Raw genomic sequence first — 14,760 nt, 5'->3', positions numbered from 1 at the left:
CGAACATCTTGCCCTCGACCCCGGTGAAGGTGAGGAGCGGCACGTAGACGAGGATGATGATGGCCTGCCCGTAGAGGGAGGGCTTGATCATCTCCTCGGCCGAGGCCCGCACGGTGGCGAGGCGCTCCTCCAGGTCGAGCTTTCGCCCGAGTTCCCCTTGGCGTTCGGCGAGATGGCGAAGGGCGTTCTCGGTGATGATGACTGCCCCGTCGACGATGAGGCCGAAATCGAGGGCCCCAAGGCTCATCAGGTTGGCGCTGATGCGGCCCTGGACCATGCCCGTCATGGTCATCAGCATCGCCACCGGGATGACGAGGGCCGTGACGATGGCCGCGCGGATGTTGCCGAGCAGCAGGAACAGGATGACCACGACGAGGGCCGCGCCCTCGGCCAGGTTCTTGGCGACCGTCCGGATGGTGGCCTCGACCAGGACCGTGCGGTTGAGGACCGTCTGGACCTCGACGCCGGGCGGGAGCGTGCGCCGGATGCCGGTCATGCGCGCGTCGACCGCGGCGGCGACGGTGCGGCTGTTCTCGCCGATGAGCATCAGGGCGGTGCCGATGACGACCTCCTGCCCGTCCTCGCTGCCTGACCCGGTGCGCAGATCGCGCCCGATCCGCACCTCGGCGACGTCGGAGATGCGGACCGGCACGCCGCCGCGCGTGGTCACGACGACGGAGCCAATGTCCTCCATGCTCTCCAAGCGGCCGGCGGCGCGCACGACGTAGCCCTCGCCGTTGTCTTCCAGGTAGCGCGCACCCTGGTTGGCGTTATTAGCCTCCAGCGCCCGCCCGATGTCGGCGAAGGACAGGTCGAGGGCCGTCAGCCTCATCGGATCGGGCTGGACGTGGTACTGCTTCTCGAAGCCGCCGATGCCGTCGACGCCGGCCACGCCCGGGACGGTCCTCACCTGTGGGCGGATGATCCAGTCCTGGACCGTGCGCAGGTAGGCCGTGCGTTCGAGCTCCGTCGAGAGCCTCTGGCCCTCGGGTGTGAGGTAGCTGCCGTCCGGCTGCCAACCGGGTTTGCCGGGCTTCGAGACCTTGCGCTCAGCAGGTTTCGCGTAGTGCACCGACCACATGTAGATCTCGCCCAGGCCCGTCGAGATCGGCCCCATGCGCGGCTCGACCCCGGACGGCATCGCCGCCTCGGCCTCCTGAAGACGCTCGGCGACCTGCTGGCGGGCGAAGTAGATGTTCGTCGCCTCGGAGAAGACGGCGGTGACCTGGGAGAACCCGTTCCGGGATAGCGAGCGGGTGTATTCCAGGCCCTTGATGCCTGCGAGCGCGGTCTCGACCTGATACGTGATGATGCGCTCGATGTCGTTCGGCGAGAGCGAGGGCGCAGTGGTGTTGATCTGCACCTGGTTGTTGGTGATGTCCGGCACCGCGTCGATGGGAAGCTTCGTCAGCGAGAACACGCCGAACCCGGCCGCGAGCAGCGACAGGAGCACCACGAGCCAACGCTGGCGGACGGAGAAGTCGAGGATCTTCGAGATCATGGCGGCCGCCCTCAGTGGTCGTGGTCGGCTTCGGCCTTGCCGAGCTCGGCCTTCAGGACGAAGGAGTTGGCCACCGCGACCTCGTCGCCGGGCTCCAGGCCGGCGACGACCTCGTAGGCATCGTCGTCCGCCTTGCCGAGGGTCACCTCTCGCTTCGAGAAGCCCTCCTCGGTCCGCACGAACACCACCTTCTCGCCGCCGATGGTCTGGATGGCGGACTTCGGCAGCCGCACCGCGACCTTGTCCTGGGCGATCTCGATCTCGGTCGTGACGAAGGTGCCCGGGCGCCAGGACATGTCCTTGTTCGGCAGGGCGACGATGACCCGGGCCGAGCGCGTCTCCGGGTTGAGGATCGGGCTGACGAAGACGACCTTGCCCTCGGGGCGGGGAGCGTCCTCGCCCCCGACGATAGTCACCCTGGCGCCCTCGCGGACCTTGGACAGCTCGGTGGTGGGGACGGGGAGCTCGATCCAGAGGGAGGAGAGGTCGGCCACGGTATAGACGTCGGCCGGGTCCCCCTCGCTGCCGACCTTCGTTCCGACGTCGACCTTGCGCTCCACGATCCGCCCCGCGAGGGGGGACCTGAGCTCGAAGCGGCGAAGCGACGACAAGTTCGGAGTGGTTTCGTCCTTCTTGGCCGCGGCGGCGACCTCGGTCGCGTTCAGCCCGAGGGCCGATAGCTTCTGGCGGGAGAGATCGACCCGCAGGCCCGCCTCGGAGTAGGCGGCCTTCGCGTTCAGGAAGGCCGATTCCGCCGAGATCCTCTTGTCCCAGAGGGCCTGCTGCCGGTCGAAGTTGGTCTTTTCCAGATCCGCCTTGACCGTCGCGGTGAGGAAGTCGCTCTTGGCATCCGCGACCTCGCGGCTGTCCAGGACGGCGACGATCTCGCCCTTGGCGACGTCCTCGCCGAGACGCTTGCGCATCTCCGCCACTGTCCCGGCGACCCGCGCAGGCACCCGGGCGATCCGGTCGGCGTCCTGGGTGATGGTGCCGGGCACCAGGAGATGGCGCGAGAGGATGCCGCCCTCGACATGCGCCAGCTTGATGTCCTGCTCGGCGGCCTGCTCGGCCGTCATCTTGATCTTGCCCTCGCTTGCCTCGTCGTGGCCGTGCGCCTCGCCCTCGGCGTGTTTGTGGTCGCCGTCGACCTTGGTGGCCTGCGCCCCGGTCACGGCCGCGTTGGTCGCCGGAGTCTTGGCCGCGGTGGAGGACAGGCCGGCGGCGGCCAGCGCGCCCCGCACGGTCTCGGACACGCGGGGGACGGCACCGCCGATGGCGACGCCTATGGCCAGGAGGGCCACGGATATGATTGCACGCATGGAAGGGAGGCCGTTCGCATAGGACCGCGGTCACCGCCTGGGGCTGGGTCGACGGTCCGGTTCAAGTCAAGCTCGCTCAAGGAGCCGGCATCCGCTGGGATGTCCGGTCTGCATCCGCCACGGCCGTGGCGGTGCCGCCTCAGGCGCGAGGGGGCCTTGGAAGGCGACCGGCGGAGATCGAGGCTACGGTGACGTCGGCCGTGGCATAGGACGGGCGTCCGGCGGTGGCGATCGGAATCCCGGGTGACGCCTCGATGCCAATGGCCAGATGGCAGCCGCAGGTCGCATGGCAGGCCGGGCACCCGTCGGGCTGGTCCGGCGCACCCTTATGCGAGGACGTGGCGAACGCGGGCGCGTGATCAGGAAGGCGATGGGCGTCGGCGGAGGAAATCGCACAGGGCGCCATGAGCGCCAGGAGGAGGACGAACGACAGCAGGCGGACGGCGGTCGCCCACCAGCCGCGCGACGCCTCGTAGGCCCTGATCGGGAATCCCGCGCTCATGACTGCCTTATGGACGATCCGGAGGCGCTCGTACATGCCGGACGGGCGTCCCAGGGCGCCTATCCGAATGCCGACATGCTCGGGGGTGCGTCCGCGGAGACGTCGCCCCCCTCTGCGTCTGGGGTCGCCGTAGCGTCGCGATTCCCGGCCGCCCGAGCAGGTCGGCGAGGAGCGGGACCGGGCATCGGACATGCTGCGCACCTAGTTTGGAACCGGTCCTGGCGATCGTCCGACAAGCCGAAGATGGAGCTGGGTTAGGCACGGGCGGCCCCTTCCACGAAGGGACGGAACCGCGCACCGGCCCATGCGTAAAACCCTCCAGGCCACGCTTACCGGGGATCAACCAAGGGAGCCGGGCCGCCAGCCTCAGCAGAATGCCGCGGTTGAAGTTCGGGTAGCATGGTGCTACCTCTTGGAGGCTGGATGACGCCGCACAATCCCCTGGCAAAGGTCCGCGCGCTCGCCGCCGACGAGGAGGCCTGTTCGTTCTTTTCTCCCGTCCTCGAAGAGCTCAGGACCCGTAAGCTCGACACGGACGACCTGCGGGCGATCATCCAGACGGAATTGGGCGAGGCGCACTTCAGCAAGTCCGAGCCGACGCGAAGACACCACCCGACCACCGTGTCGGACTACTACTCGATCTGGGTCGACGACTGCGCCGACTGGATGTTCCTGAAGCTGCTGGTCACCGGCGCTGACGTCCTGGTCGTCACCTCATTCAAGAAGGATATCGATCGATGACGATGGAGGCCTGCCAAGCCTGCGAGGCGATCGCGGTCTGCGAGCGCGTCGAGCCCTTCGTGGTCGAACGGTCGGGGAAGAGCCTCGCCATCCAGGACCGTCGCATGGCCTGTGCCGAATGCGGGAACGTCAGCTATCAGGGCTCTCAGATCTCCGAGCACGAGCTCGCCGTCGCCAACGCCGTGCGAGAGATGGACGGGCTCCTGTCCGCCGCCGAGCTCAACGCCATCCGCCTCAAGTACAAGCTCCGCCAGGCCGACATGGAACAGATCCTCTCCACCGGCCCGAAGACCTGGACCCGCTGGGAGCGCGGCAAGGTTCCTCAGAGCAAGGTCGCCGACCGCTACATCCGAGCCCTAGCCCGGGACCCCTACCTCGCCCGCCGCGAGATGCTTGCGGCCGGGGTCGTAAACCCGGAGGCCGAGGGCGTCTTCGCCCAGATCGAGCTTGACGATCGCAAGCGCGCCCACGCCGTCATGCGCGACGCCCTCGGGCGGCGCACCGAGATCGACCACGAGCGCTTCGCCGCCCTCGCTGCCGACGCGGCCTTCGACGCCTTCCACGGTAACCACGCGAACCCGGAAGCCGTCGCCGCATGAGCGAGAAGCCTCCCATGGGCGTGCTCCACCACCTTCCGCCGAGGAAACCCCTCGCGGATATGGAGGATTTCCGGCGCGACGTGGGAGAGACCATCGCGGCACAGTTCCGGGAGCAGAACGAGATCCTCCGCGCCGAGCGCGGTGAGCATCTAGCGCGTGTCCGGGAACAGGATGAGCGCCTCCAGCGGCAAGGCGAGCTCATTGAGCGGCTCACCCGCGGCGTCGAGCTCCTCGTCACCGAGATGCACGGCGTCCGGACCGGCAAGGCGGAGGAGGCCTTCGCCCGCGTCGGCGGCGAGAGCGCCGCCCCGGACCTGCCCACCGTCTCCGCGGAGTCCGCAGTGGTCTACATCTGTACCGCGGGCAGTATCGGCCGGAAGCTCGACTTCCGCGCCAGCGAGATCGGTACCCTGCTCGGCGCCAAGGGCCTGCGCTGGGCGGGCAACGGCGCCTACCAGGAACTCGGACGCGAGGTCGGCCCGAACCATACCAAGTTCTGGCACCGCGACGTCCCCGCCCGGCTCCGGCGCGTCCTGGACGAGAACAACCCAGCCCGCCACGGCATCACCGATCGCAGTGTCCTCGCGATCTTCCGCAAGTGGAGCGCCCGCCGGACCGGCGGCCCAGACCTCCTCGACAGCATCGAGGCGCTCAAGGCCTGAGCCCGGGCATCAGTTTCGGTGTGCCGCGGCGATTTGCTGTAACCTTGGTGACGGGGTTTTGATGAAAGCGCATCTAAGAAGCTATAAGCGTTGTCACGCGATCTATCTCATCGGATTGTATTGTACTTGTACATATCCATCCCGGACTAATTATCACGCATTCGCTACGCGAAACTCTCAACGAGAGATAATAATGGCATGATAGGTATCGGAAGCGCAGAATTCTACAAAATATTTCACGAGGAAATAGAAAAACCTCGAGTATTTGCTGATATAAATCAGCTTGCGCCGTCCGACATCGAACTCAGAATTCGCGCAATCTTCACTGGGCATAATTTTGATTTGGATGCTGTCGGCTTCGTACAAGCCTGTATGTATCAGCGAGAACAGAAGCTACCTTTCATAAAAATTGGACCCAAGCGACTTACTGAAGATGTTGACCTACTCGTTAAGGCCGTCGCATTCGGAATAGTTGACTGTCAAGAAATATCAACTGATCTCAGATTTAGTCTGTCAAGACCAGAGTCGAATCTGTATGTAAACGGATTTCCTGCATGTTGTTTGAGAGATATAAATCGGATGCACGATGACGATCAAGATATGGATCACTTAGAATTCACACGATTACACGGAGCAGCCGTGCTCGATCAAATCCAGCCTGTCATTCGTGATTTAAAAACATATTGGGGGAAGGAACCTCTCAATAAAAGCGTCCTGAAAAAGAGGTTGTTTTTACCAATAAAATATCAAACAATTTCAGATATTCTCGAAACTGTCCCCGGTGAAATCATGCAAAGTTCACTAAGAGGACAAATTGAAAGGGCAGCATATGTAAGACATGAAAGATTGAGACTGCTTAGGAGCCCCCGGTTACCTTCGATAGACGATGAAAAGGCGATTTTTGATATTTGAAAAATTGCCTGTTACACTGATCGGCGCGAACTACAAACGGCCGGAAGTGAACAGAAGCCGGGGCTGGCTCAATAGCCGGGAAGTCAGCCGACGACGCTGGTTCCCATCGCGTCGGGAGCCTTCAGGTCACACGACTGCATCCCGTGGGGCGATCACGTTAATTACGCGGCCTCGAAGGGCGGCACGACGACGCTGATGTGCACCCTCGCCCAGGAATTCGCCCCGCGCGGGTTGCGCGTGAACGCCATCGACCCGGCGCCGTGAGGACCGGCATTAACGCGGGCCAGATGCAGGGTAAAAATCTGCGCAGTGCGGTGTCGCAGATCCCGTATGGTCGCATCGGACGGGTCGAGGACATCGCCTCAGCCATCGCGTTCCTAGCCTGCGACCTGTCCGACTACATCGTCGGCGACACCCTTCTCGTCGATGGTGGGACGACCACTCCTGGCACGATGCCTATCGGCGGTAGGCCGGGGCCCGTACCTCCAAATCCGATTGATAGGTGAAAACCGTTAAGGCGCATCAGGGCTCGTCGCGGCCTGCGATGTTCCGGTCGGCATCCCGCTCGAAGGTCGAGGTGGTCAGCGCGTCGGGGATCCGCTCGGCGATCATTAGAAAGGGGCCTTGCATGGTGTCGGGGGCTAGCAGGGCCAGGCTGCCGCGGCGGAGGGCGCCGTCGATCTCAACCAGGTGGCCGCGGCACCTACTGCGGTAGGCGACGATGACAGAAGGCCGTCAAACGCCCTTTTGCTGCTCACGAAGCTGGTCCACCCAGGCCCTCAGGTCCCCGACGGCCTTGAGCAGTTCGTCTGGGCGCAGGGGAGCAGCGTTCCGCCCGGGAGATGGATCGTGGGCTTCCGTCTGATCGCAGCACCGTTTGAAGCCGGCGGCGAAATCCTCGACGTTGGCAACGGTCAGGCTCGCCACCTTTCTCAGGTCCTTGGTGCTGATGTAGTCGCGGTGCCTTTGGATGACGCAGTTGAAGGCCACCTCCTCAAGGGCCCGTTCCCACGTGCTTCGTAACCTGCTGAAGAAGTGGGAGGCCGCAGCCCCGTACTCATCATCCCGATTGTCGTCGTAGAGGACCTTGGCCGCCCGTGCGTCCTTCTCAAGAGCGTCGAGGCGCTCCCGGACCTTAGCCCCGATCCAGGGCAGTCCCTGGTTCACGACGCCCGCGCCGGCAGAGGTGTGGGTGAGCGAGATCAGGGAGACCGGGATCCTGCCGTCGATTGACAGCGCATGCAGGTCGTTCAGGAAGACGAGGTCATGCGTGAAGACGATAATCTGCCGGACGCCCCCTTCCTCGACCAGCCGCTCGGCGACCTTGCGCCGCCACCGATGGTCCAGCGAGGAGACCGGATCGTCGAAGACCAGCGTCGATCCATGAGCCGCGGTAGCGAGCTCGGTCAGGAAGGCGGCCAGGGCCACGCAGGTCTGCTCGCCCTCGCTCAGGATCTCGCCGACCTTCGCCCTCTCGTTGGCGAACAGCCGGACCTGGTACTGCGGGGAGCCGTACCTGCCGCCCGAACGGACGATGTCGACCCTCACCCTGTGGGCGGCCAGCTTCTGGATTTCTTCCTGAAAGCGATCGCGGACCTTCGGCGTGATGACCTTGTCGGCGATCGTGTTGCCGAGCGTCGTGATGGCATTCGTCGCCATCTCGGACAGGCAGTCCTTCAAACCCGCCAGCTCGCTCAGCCGTGCCACCTCGATCCTCGCCTTCGGCAGCAGTGCCTCCAAGAGTGCGCGGTCACGCAACTCGTCCCGTTCCGCAACCAGCCGTACCCGACCGGCGGGATCGACCGCCGTCAGAAGCTCCTTGGCATAGGCCTGCGTATCATCCGCAAGAGTCGTCAGCGTGCCGATGATGCCGGCCGCAACCACGGGCATTGGACCCGCCCCGCGGTCGGCGAGTGCCCGCGTGCAGATCCATCGCCGAAGCCGGACGGTCGCCAGCCCGCGCAGGATCGCGGCGGCGACATCTGGATGGGTCACCGACAGCTGGCGGCGCAGCGGAAACCCGGACATCCGCAGCGACAGACCCGACAGCTTCCCCAGGGCTTCCTCGTAGGCGACCTCGGCCTTCCGCGCCTCGCGCTCGCTGTCGGCCTTCACAAACTCCTCAAAGGTCAGCTTCAGATCCCCGGTCCCTTCGGAGATCGGCTGGTGGCAGAGCACGCAGACCGCTTCCGCGTCCGTCCGCGGGAAGTCGTGCCCCTCGTAGGCGACATGCTCCGAGTAATGCCGCGCCGCGTCCCATAGGGCTCGCCAGGTCGCCTCCCCGACCCCCTTCAGGGCGCTTCCGCCGAAGGCGCGTTCGGCCGCGAGCGAGGCGGCGGAGCGTTTGGAGCGGGCGGTCCCGGCGAGCGCCGCAAGCTGCGCGAGCTCCGCATCCGACACCGCCCCGAAGACCCTATCAAGCTCCTCGGAGAGGCGGCGTACGGCCCGGGCCAGCTCGCGCTGCTCCCCTGAGGCCCGGACCAGGTCGCGGGCCAGGTCCTCCTCAAGCCGGCGAAGCCTTGCGCGCTCCTCCGCTGACAGGTTCGACAGCTTTTCCAGGGGTCCGAGGTCGGTACCCGGAGCGAGCGCGCCGAGAAGCCGCCCGACCCGGGTCCCAGACCCGAACGCGGGTTCCGTGAACGCCGAATCCCGCGCCTGCTCAAGCGCCCCCTGTTCCGCCGTCAGCGCCGTGCGGATCGCTTGGCAGACACCGGCGAGCTCATCGGGGATGTCGAGCCCGAACGGACGGAACGCGACCTCGTTCCTCTCGCGCACATGGACCATTCCGCATTCGCGGTCGAAGACGCTGACGCTGGAAAGGATGGCGTGGGGAGAGCCCGCGTCGGTCCAGGCCAGCGGCGCGATCGGATCGCCCGATACGACGCATCCGATCGTGGCGGATCCCGCATCGGCACCGCCGCCGAAGGCATTCGGCAGGATCTCGCCGGGGGAACGTGCCCGGCACGCCCGCTTCAGGATGCGGGCATACCCGGATTTTCCTACCCCGTTGTCGCCGTAGACGATCGTAATTCCATCGGGTTCAAACGAGAGTTCCTGGCCGGGAGCGAGCCGATTGACGCCCATGACATCCCTGATCGAGGTCAGCGCTACCTTCTCACCGGCGGTGGCCATGGACGGAACATGCTCGGCGCCCAAGGGCGACGGTGTCACCTCGATACCGGGAAAGCCACATCCCCTCTTGCAGAGCAGTGCAAGCTCTTGGTGATCGTCGGCGTCGAGGGTGCGCTTGGCCACTATGCGACGTAGGGCGTCCCGCTGCCAGTCAGGCTTATTCCTCGACCATTGCAGGATGATCTCGAAGACCGAACCCGTCGCCGCCATCGAGACTCGTTCCCCCGCACGGGTTCGAGCTTAGCAGCAGAACCCTCGGATCCGTAAGGGGCGCCGGCGGCGTCGCTGGCTCCGACCCGTCAGTCCTCGGGACGCCGCCTGTAGGCCTTGTCCACTTTGTTGGAGAAGTTCCCGTGGCTCAAGCGCATCTCTATCTTCTTGCGTGGCAATAGAGCGTCAATGGCCTTCTTGGTGGAGCGCCATGCTACTCAAGCTCCGTCGACTAGTGCACTGACTCAGACGGATGGTTCAAGGGTTCGGTTGAGAGCGTCGAAGATGGCAGCGGCGGGTTTGGTCCAGACGAAGGGTCTGGGCCTTTGGTTGTGCTCGACGATGTAGCGTTTGATGGCCGCCTGCAGGTCGACGAGTCCGGTGAAGGTCCCGCGTCGCAACCGGCGGCGTGTGAGGGCGGAGAAGAAGCCCTCGACGGCGTTGAGCCATGAGGCCTATGTCGGGGTGAAGTGGAAAGTCCATCGCGGATGGCGGGCGAGCCAGGCGCGGACCTTCGGGTGCTTGTGGCTGCCGTAGTTGTCGAGCACCGCGTGGATCACCTTGCCCGCCGGCACGGCGGCCTCGACCGCGTTCAGGAAGCGGATGAACTCGCCATGGCGATGGCGCTGCATGCAGCGGCCGAGCACGGTGCCCTCCAAGACGTTCAAGGCGGCGAACAGGGTTGTGGTGCCGTGACGGCTGTAGTCATGGGTCTGGGCGGCGGGATGCCCTGGTCCGAGCGGCTGGTCGGGACGGGTGCGCTCCAGGGCCTGGATCTGGCTCTTCTCGTCGATGGAGAGCACGACCGCATGGGCGGGCGGATCCATGTAGAGGCCGACCACATCCTCGACCTTCTCGGCAAAGGCCGGATCGTGGGATCGTTTGAAGGTGCGAACCCGATGCGGTTGCAGGCGATGCGCCTGCCAGATCCGCTGCACGGAGCGCAACGAGATCCCGGTCTGCTGGGCGACGGCGCGCCCGGTCCAGTGGGTCACCTCGCCGGGGGGCTCCGAGCAGGTCAGCGCCAGCACCTTGGCCACCGTTCGGGTCGGATGGGGTGGGATGCCTGGCGGGCGGGTCCTGTCGCGCAGCAAGCCTTCGACGCCCTCCTCAGCAAAGCGCTGCTGCCAGCGTCAGACGGCGGGCCGACTGACACCGGCCTGCCGGGCCACGTCCTGTACGTTGAGACGCTCGGCCGAGAGCAGAACGATACGGGCCCGCAGGATGTGTTTGAGGGGCCGTGATCGATCCCCGGCGATCTCGGTCAGCTGTGACTGGGCGGTGTCATCGAGGAGCACGCAAACGGTCTGAGCCATCGCACAGACTCGCACACGTCACCCACCACGTGAATCCTCTGATCGCGTCAGTGCACTAGGTCGCCCGCGCCCAAGCCGCCCGGGCCATTTAGCCACTGACCGCCTCCTCGGCATCCGGAGCGACCGCATCATCGAGCGCTACGACGCCGCCCGGGGCGCGGCGATCGCCGATCGGGCCCGCGACGGGGTGGCCCAGCAGATCGCAGTCTCCCACGCCGGCACCATCGAGGCCTTCTGCGAGCGGGTGAAGCCGGCCGCCCCATCCGCCAAGCCTTGCCGCCTCAGCTACCCCGAGGGGATGAAGGACAGCCACGTCCGGACGGAGCTCAGGGCAGGGCACCTGGCGGGCTGGCATTGGGCCCGGCTCTGCTCCGTGGCCGACGCGATGGGCTGCGATCTCGAAGTGACGCTGAAGCCGCGCTCCAAGGGCTGAGAACCCCTCCGAAGGGGCGTCGCGTCAGTCGAGTGTTTTCGACCAGGCCATCTCCTCCCCCCGTTACTCCTATCCGGTGTAACGCGGGAATTGCGAACTCCCGGACCTCAGGGATCCAGTCCGAGGCGGGCCGCGAGGGCGGTCGCGACGGCCTCGCGCCGGTAGACGACCGCCGGCTTTCCGGCCGCGATGGCCCGTTCCGTGCGGGCCTTGAGCGCGGCGGCCGCCGCCAGCAGAACCCTTCCCGCGTCGATCGGGCTCGCGAGGCGGTACCCCTTGGGCGCGCCTGCGATGACGACCGCCAGCCCGTCAGCGATCGCGCGGTCGAGCGTCGCCGGGTCGGGCGCGCCCGCCTCCGCCGCCCGGGCGCGGGAGGCCGCCTTGACGGCGCGGTTTGCCTCGCGTGCACGGGCGGCCGAGGATGAGGTGCGGGGTGCGGTCATGGGCGTAGGATGCCGTGACGAGGTGCAAGGCACCATGACATGTCACGGCATCGGCACTCGCTCGGCACTCCCTCGTGCGCACGTCGTGCTGAGCTCAGCATTTCCTCAGCATATTTTTGGGCGTTTCAGTCTGCATGATCGGCGATTCATCAAGAGCGAAATCGCGATCCGTTCAGGACGCATGCTGCAGCCCCCCCGGAAACGGGGTGTTCACCATCCCATGTGGATCCACGTGGCACCGGGTTGACGGGGAGTCCCGCCCAGGCGCGAATTGGGCGGTGAGATCCGCCCCGCCAGGAGAGACGCCCATGTCGCACCAGACCCGCAGCTTCGCGATCGACAGCAGCATCCGCGTTGGCCAGGGCCTGGCTCTCGGGCACTCCGCGATCCAGGGTGCCTTCGACGGCCTGCGCGCTCGGCAGGACACGGACCGGCACGCCGTCTCGCGCCTCGCCGGCCGCCTCGGGCAAGCCCGCCGGGATGCCGTCGCGGTCGAGGCCGAGGCCGATGCCCTTGCCGCTGAGGCCGCCGAGCTCCGCCTCCTCCTCGGGGCCGCCCTGCAGCGCGCCGCGGCGGCCGAGGCCCGGGCCGAGCGGGCCGAGCGCGCGGTCGTCGCCGCCGCCCGGCGCCAGGGCCTCGTCTAGCCTCAAGCCCCCCCAGACATGCGAAGGGCCCGCCGGGATGACCGGCGGGCCCTTCGTCGTTCGGTCGCTGACACGTCACATGCGGCAGGCGGCGACGCGGGCGTGGGCCTCGGGGGTCTCCAGGAGCCTGTAGGCCTCCTCAATGACCCTCTTGTCGTCTGCGTCGTACTCGCCGGGGCGAGGCTTCGGGGCCTCGGCATCAAGGCGCGCCTGAAGGGACGGCATCAGGGGCAGGCCCCCATGGATCTCCGAGAGGGACTCGGCGCGGAGATGCTGCTCGACGCGGAACGCGGGCACGAATGCCAGATTGCACCGGGCGCCAGTGTCGAGGCCGGCGAGCCAGGATGCGACGTCCCGCGGGAGCGGGGCGAGATCCCTGCCGGAGCGGCCAGTCGGGTCCATTGCGGCTCGGTTGTGCGCGATAACGAGCTCTCCGAGGCCAAGCGCGACCGGGCGCGGGCCGGCCGCGGCGCGGTTGTCGTTGGCCAGGGCGACCTCGGCGACGTCGGACGCGTGGACGGCCGGACGGGGCAGCAGGGCCCCGAGGACACCGCCGATCCCGGAAGCCGTGAGATCCAGCCCCCGAGCCGGGCCCTCCAGGCCGGCTCCGACGGCGGTAGCGGTGCGGTCGACCGCGGCCTTCGCGACGCCGGCGACGCGCTTCACGTCCCCGTACAGGGACACGGCGGCCTCGCGGGCGTCGCCAAAAATGGCGGCGATGAGAGCGGCGATGAAGGCCAGGATTTTCTTGAGGTCGATCATTGCGGGACTGCCTAAGTTGAACTGAGGGAGACGGAGAGACAGGGGCGAGGGTATCGTCAGGCCGGGGCTAGCAAGTCGCCAGCTGGGAGGCGGCGCCGGCCTCGGCGCACCGGGGCCTCGCCGAGGGCGCGCTCGCAGAGCTCGTCGGGCAGCTGCAGCCTGTGCTGATAGATCAGCGCGAGCCCGTGGGCGGCCTCGCCCCGGTCGAGGACCTCGCGCTCGGCGAGGACGTGACCGCTCCAGGTCGTGGTCTGGCTGAAACCCTCGCCGTTCTGGATGGCGGCCCAGTCCTCGTCGAGGGAGGCGAGGTAGCGCAGCCCCTCCAGGGTCGCAGCGCGCACCGCCGGGTCCTCTGACCGGGCGTAGAAGTGCGGCATCGCCGGGCGCCCGATCCTCTGCTCCGCGCGGACGCGGTTGGCCTCGGCGTTGGACAGCCAGCGCTCCGCACGCTCAAGATCGTAGGGCCCCCATTCGGCCCGGTGCGCGGTCTCGGCCGCCTCCGTCAGGGACCGGCCGAACTGCCAGGGTGCCGCCCCGACGAGCGCCTGAAGCCGCTCGCGAATCGGTCCCGCCATCTCGTCGACGCGAGCCTGCGCGGCGAGCCGGCGTTCCTCGGCCCGAGCGTTGGCCTCGTCACGGGCGGCGCGGGCCTTAGCGATTGCGGCGTCGGCCGCCGCCCTGAGCGCCGGGACGTCCACGTCCTCGGCCGAGATCCCCCACCAGCACGGCAGCAGGTTCGGGGTGCCGGCGCGGTCCGTCCAGGAGAAGACCGCCGCGACCATCAAGCCGCGCTCGGCTCGGTAGGCGTCCGAGAAGGTCTGCGGGGCCTCGTCCATGACGAAGAGCGCCATGGCGTGGCCGTAGCGGAGGCGCTCGCCGACGTGGCGCCAAGGGAAGCCGTCGAAATCGAGCGGGGGAGCGGTCAACCGGGGCATGGGGCGTGTCCACAGGGGAAATGGTTAACGCAAGATTATGCTCCGAAATAAGCCCGGCCAATAGTCTTGTTGACAAAGCTGGTGCATTGGCTGCATGTTGATCTGCGTTCGCTAGGAGACCCCCGGTGCCTCGTACCCCCATGCCCCTCCATCCCCACACTTGGTCGCCCGACCTGGTCGAGCGCGTCAAAGCGCTGTGGCTCGCCGGCGTGTCCGCCCGCTCCATCTCGGCCACGCTCGCCGCCGAGGGCATCGCCCGTAGCCACAGCTCGGTCATCGGCCGGATGCGGCGCGAGAACGTCAGCTTCCAGGGCCCCGGGGCCAGCAGGACCCCCCTTGCACGTAAGCCCCACGAGGGCCCGCGGAAGGCCCCGAAGGCCCTCGTGGTTAAGGCGCCGCCGCCCCCGCCGAAGCCCGCGCCCCGCCCGGCCGCATCGGACGTTCTCCTGCCGGAGTCCCGCCGCGTCTCGATCCTCGACGTCCGAGACGGGGTCTGCCGCTGGATCGCCGGCGATCCCCGTCTGGACCCGACGGCCTGCGGGCACCCGGCCGATCTCGGCTCGCCCTACTGCCCGGCGCACCGGACCGTCGCGCCGAGGTCGCGCGAGGCCGCCTACGTCCCCGCTTTCCGGAAGGCCGCCTGATGAGC

General features: G+C 67.1%; 14 protein-coding genes and 2 pseudogenes. 8 read left to right on the top strand and 8 right to left on the bottom strand.

Annotated elements, in window-relative coordinates; translation table 11 throughout:
• The 3 genes from MKK65_RS06105 to MKK65_RS06095 all read right to left on the bottom strand — a co-directional run.
• Positions 1–1,501: efflux RND transporter permease subunit (locus MKK65_RS06105; protein ID WP_243956301.1), on the bottom strand; the 1,501-nt coding region annotated here is incomplete at its 3' end.
• Between the two features lie 11 nt (positions 1,502–1,512).
• Positions 1,513–2,820 carry an efflux RND transporter periplasmic adaptor subunit gene (locus MKK65_RS06100; RefSeq protein WP_147840819.1) on the bottom strand — a complete coding sequence of 436 codons (1,308 nt, stop codon included), beginning with the start codon at positions 2,818–2,820 and terminating at the stop codon, positions 1,513–1,515.
• Between the two features lie 139 nt (positions 2,821–2,959).
• Positions 2,960–3,358: a hypothetical protein gene (locus MKK65_RS06095; RefSeq protein WP_243924975.1), complete on the bottom strand. Its 399-nt coding sequence runs from the start codon at positions 3,356–3,358 to the stop codon at positions 2,960–2,962.
• 387 nt (positions 3,359–3,745) lie between these two features.
• Between MKK65_RS06095 and MKK65_RS06090 the strand changes: the two genes are divergently transcribed.
• The 5 genes and pseudogenes from MKK65_RS06090 to MKK65_RS31495 all read left to right on the top strand — a co-directional run bounded on the left by MKK65_RS06090 (position 3,746) and on the right by MKK65_RS31495 (position 6,742).
• Positions 3,746–4,063: a type II toxin-antitoxin system MqsR family toxin gene (locus MKK65_RS06090; protein ID WP_187275328.1), complete on the top strand. Its 318-nt coding sequence runs from the start codon at positions 3,746–3,748 to the stop codon at positions 4,061–4,063.
• The gene (locus MKK65_RS06085; RefSeq protein ID WP_147840817.1) at positions 4,060–4,662 is read left to right on the top strand and encodes a type II TA system antitoxin MqsA family protein; all 603 of its coding nucleotides are present in this window, start codon (positions 4,060–4,062) and stop codon (positions 4,660–4,662) included. Before MKK65_RS06090 ends, MKK65_RS06085 begins: the two co-directional genes overlap by 4 nt.
• A complete protein-coding gene (locus MKK65_RS06080) occupies positions 4,659–5,324 on the top strand; it encodes a hypothetical protein (protein WP_147840816.1) in 666 nt (221 codons plus the stop codon). The genes MKK65_RS06085 and MKK65_RS06080 overlap by 4 nt, the downstream gene beginning before the upstream one ends.
• Before the next feature lie 198 nt (positions 5,325–5,522).
• The gene (locus MKK65_RS06075; RefSeq protein WP_147840815.1) at positions 5,523–6,236 is read left to right on the top strand and encodes a hypothetical protein; all 714 of its coding nucleotides are present in this window, start codon (positions 5,523–5,525) and stop codon (positions 6,234–6,236) included.
• Between the two features lie 96 nt (positions 6,237–6,332).
• Positions 6,333–6,742: pseudogene (locus MKK65_RS31495) on the top strand (SDR family oxidoreductase).
• A 229-nt stretch (positions 6,743–6,971) separates the two neighbouring features.
• On the opposite strand, the gene MKK65_RS06070 reads toward MKK65_RS31495, so the two are convergent.
• Positions 6,972–9,578 (bottom strand): AAA family ATPase, encoded by a 2,607-nt coding sequence (locus MKK65_RS06070; protein WP_147840813.1) that lies wholly within the window; start codon positions 9,576–9,578, stop codon positions 6,972–6,974.
• A 245-nt stretch (positions 9,579–9,823) separates the two neighbouring features.
• Positions 9,824–10,894, bottom strand: a pseudogene (locus tag MKK65_RS06065) (IS630 family transposase).
• Positions 10,895–11,081: 187 nt separating this feature from the next.
• Between MKK65_RS06065 and MKK65_RS06060 the strand changes: the two are divergent.
• The gene (locus tag MKK65_RS06060; RefSeq protein ID WP_147840812.1) at positions 11,082–11,327 is read left to right on the top strand and encodes a hypothetical protein; all 246 of its coding nucleotides are present in this window, start codon (positions 11,082–11,084) and stop codon (positions 11,325–11,327) included.
• Between the two features lie 107 nt (positions 11,328–11,434).
• Here MKK65_RS06060 and MKK65_RS06055 read toward each other — a convergent pair whose 3' ends face one another.
• Positions 11,435–11,770, bottom strand: coding sequence for a hypothetical protein (locus tag MKK65_RS06055; RefSeq protein ID WP_056250420.1), 336 nt, complete (start codon positions 11,768–11,770; stop codon positions 11,435–11,437).
• 308 nt (positions 11,771–12,078) lie between these two features.
• On the opposite strand from MKK65_RS06055, the gene MKK65_RS06050 reads away from it, so the two are divergent.
• Positions 12,079–12,414, top strand: a complete 336-nt coding sequence (locus MKK65_RS06050) for a hypothetical protein (RefSeq protein ID WP_056250418.1) — start codon at positions 12,079–12,081, stop codon at positions 12,412–12,414.
• A 75-nt stretch (positions 12,415–12,489) separates the two neighbouring features.
• Here MKK65_RS06050 and MKK65_RS06045 read toward each other — a convergent pair whose 3' ends face one another.
• Together MKK65_RS06045 and MKK65_RS06040 are read right to left on the bottom strand one after the other, a co-directional pair.
• A complete protein-coding gene (locus MKK65_RS06045; RefSeq protein ID WP_147842683.1) occupies positions 12,490–13,176 on the bottom strand; it encodes a hypothetical protein in 687 nt (228 codons plus the stop codon).
• Positions 13,177–13,232: 56 nt separating this feature from the next.
• The gene (locus MKK65_RS06040) at positions 13,233–14,111 is read right to left on the bottom strand and encodes a hypothetical protein (protein ID WP_147842682.1); all 879 of its coding nucleotides are present in this window, start codon (positions 14,109–14,111) and stop codon (positions 13,233–13,235) included.
• Between the two features lie 125 nt (positions 14,112–14,236).
• On the opposite strand from MKK65_RS06040, the gene MKK65_RS06035 reads away from it, so the two are divergent.
• Positions 14,237–14,755 carry a GcrA family cell cycle regulator gene (locus tag MKK65_RS06035; protein ID WP_243924974.1) on the top strand — a complete coding sequence of 173 codons (519 nt, stop codon included), beginning with the start codon at positions 14,237–14,239 and terminating at the stop codon, positions 14,753–14,755.
• The last annotated feature ends 5 nt before the right edge of the window (positions 14,756–14,760 follow it).

Origin of the sequence: Methylobacterium sp. J-001 (assembly GCF_022829565.1) — a bacterium.
Lineage (GTDB): Bacteria > Pseudomonadota > Alphaproteobacteria > Rhizobiales > Beijerinckiaceae > Methylobacterium.
The sequence above is the reverse complement of the archived record's forward strand: the minus strand, read 5'-3'. Positions and strand labels throughout refer to the sequence as shown.

What these genes read in the sequence shown, in the direction of transcription:
- MKK65_RS06100 (WP_147840819.1), bottom strand. Translation starts at nt 2,820, where the DNA reads ATGCGTGCAATCATATCCGTGGCCCTCCTGGCCATAGGCGTCGCCATC.
- MKK65_RS06095 (WP_243924975.1), bottom strand. Translation starts at nt 3,358, where the DNA reads ATGTACGAGCGCCTCCGGATCGTCCATAAGGCAGTCATGAGCGCGGGA.
- MKK65_RS06090 (WP_187275328.1), top strand. Translation starts at nt 3,746, where the DNA reads ATGACGCCGCACAATCCCCTGGCAAAGGTCCGCGCGCTCGCCGCCGAC.
- MKK65_RS06085 (WP_147840817.1), top strand. Translation starts at nt 4,060, where the DNA reads ATGACGATGGAGGCCTGCCAAGCCTGCGAGGCGATCGCGGTCTGCGAG.
- MKK65_RS06080 (WP_147840816.1), top strand. Translation starts at nt 4,659, where the DNA reads ATGAGCGAGAAGCCTCCCATGGGCGTGCTCCACCACCTTCCGCCGAGG.
- MKK65_RS06075 (WP_147840815.1), top strand. Translation starts at nt 5,523, where the DNA reads ATGATAGGTATCGGAAGCGCAGAATTCTACAAAATATTTCACGAGGAA.
- MKK65_RS06070 (WP_147840813.1), bottom strand. Translation starts at nt 9,578, where the DNA reads ATGGCGGCGACGGGTTCGGTCTTCGAGATCATCCTGCAATGGTCGAGG.
- MKK65_RS06055 (WP_056250420.1), bottom strand. Translation starts at nt 11,770, where the DNA reads ATGACCGCACCCCGCACCTCATCCTCGGCCGCCCGTGCACGCGAGGCA.
- MKK65_RS06050 (WP_056250418.1), top strand. Translation starts at nt 12,079, where the DNA reads ATGTCGCACCAGACCCGCAGCTTCGCGATCGACAGCAGCATCCGCGTT.
- MKK65_RS06045 (WP_147842683.1), bottom strand. Translation starts at nt 13,176, where the DNA reads ATGATCGACCTCAAGAAAATCCTGGCCTTCATCGCCGCTCTCATCGCC.
- MKK65_RS06040 (WP_147842682.1), bottom strand. Translation starts at nt 14,111, where the DNA reads ATGCCCCGGTTGACCGCTCCCCCGCTCGATTTCGACGGCTTCCCTTGG.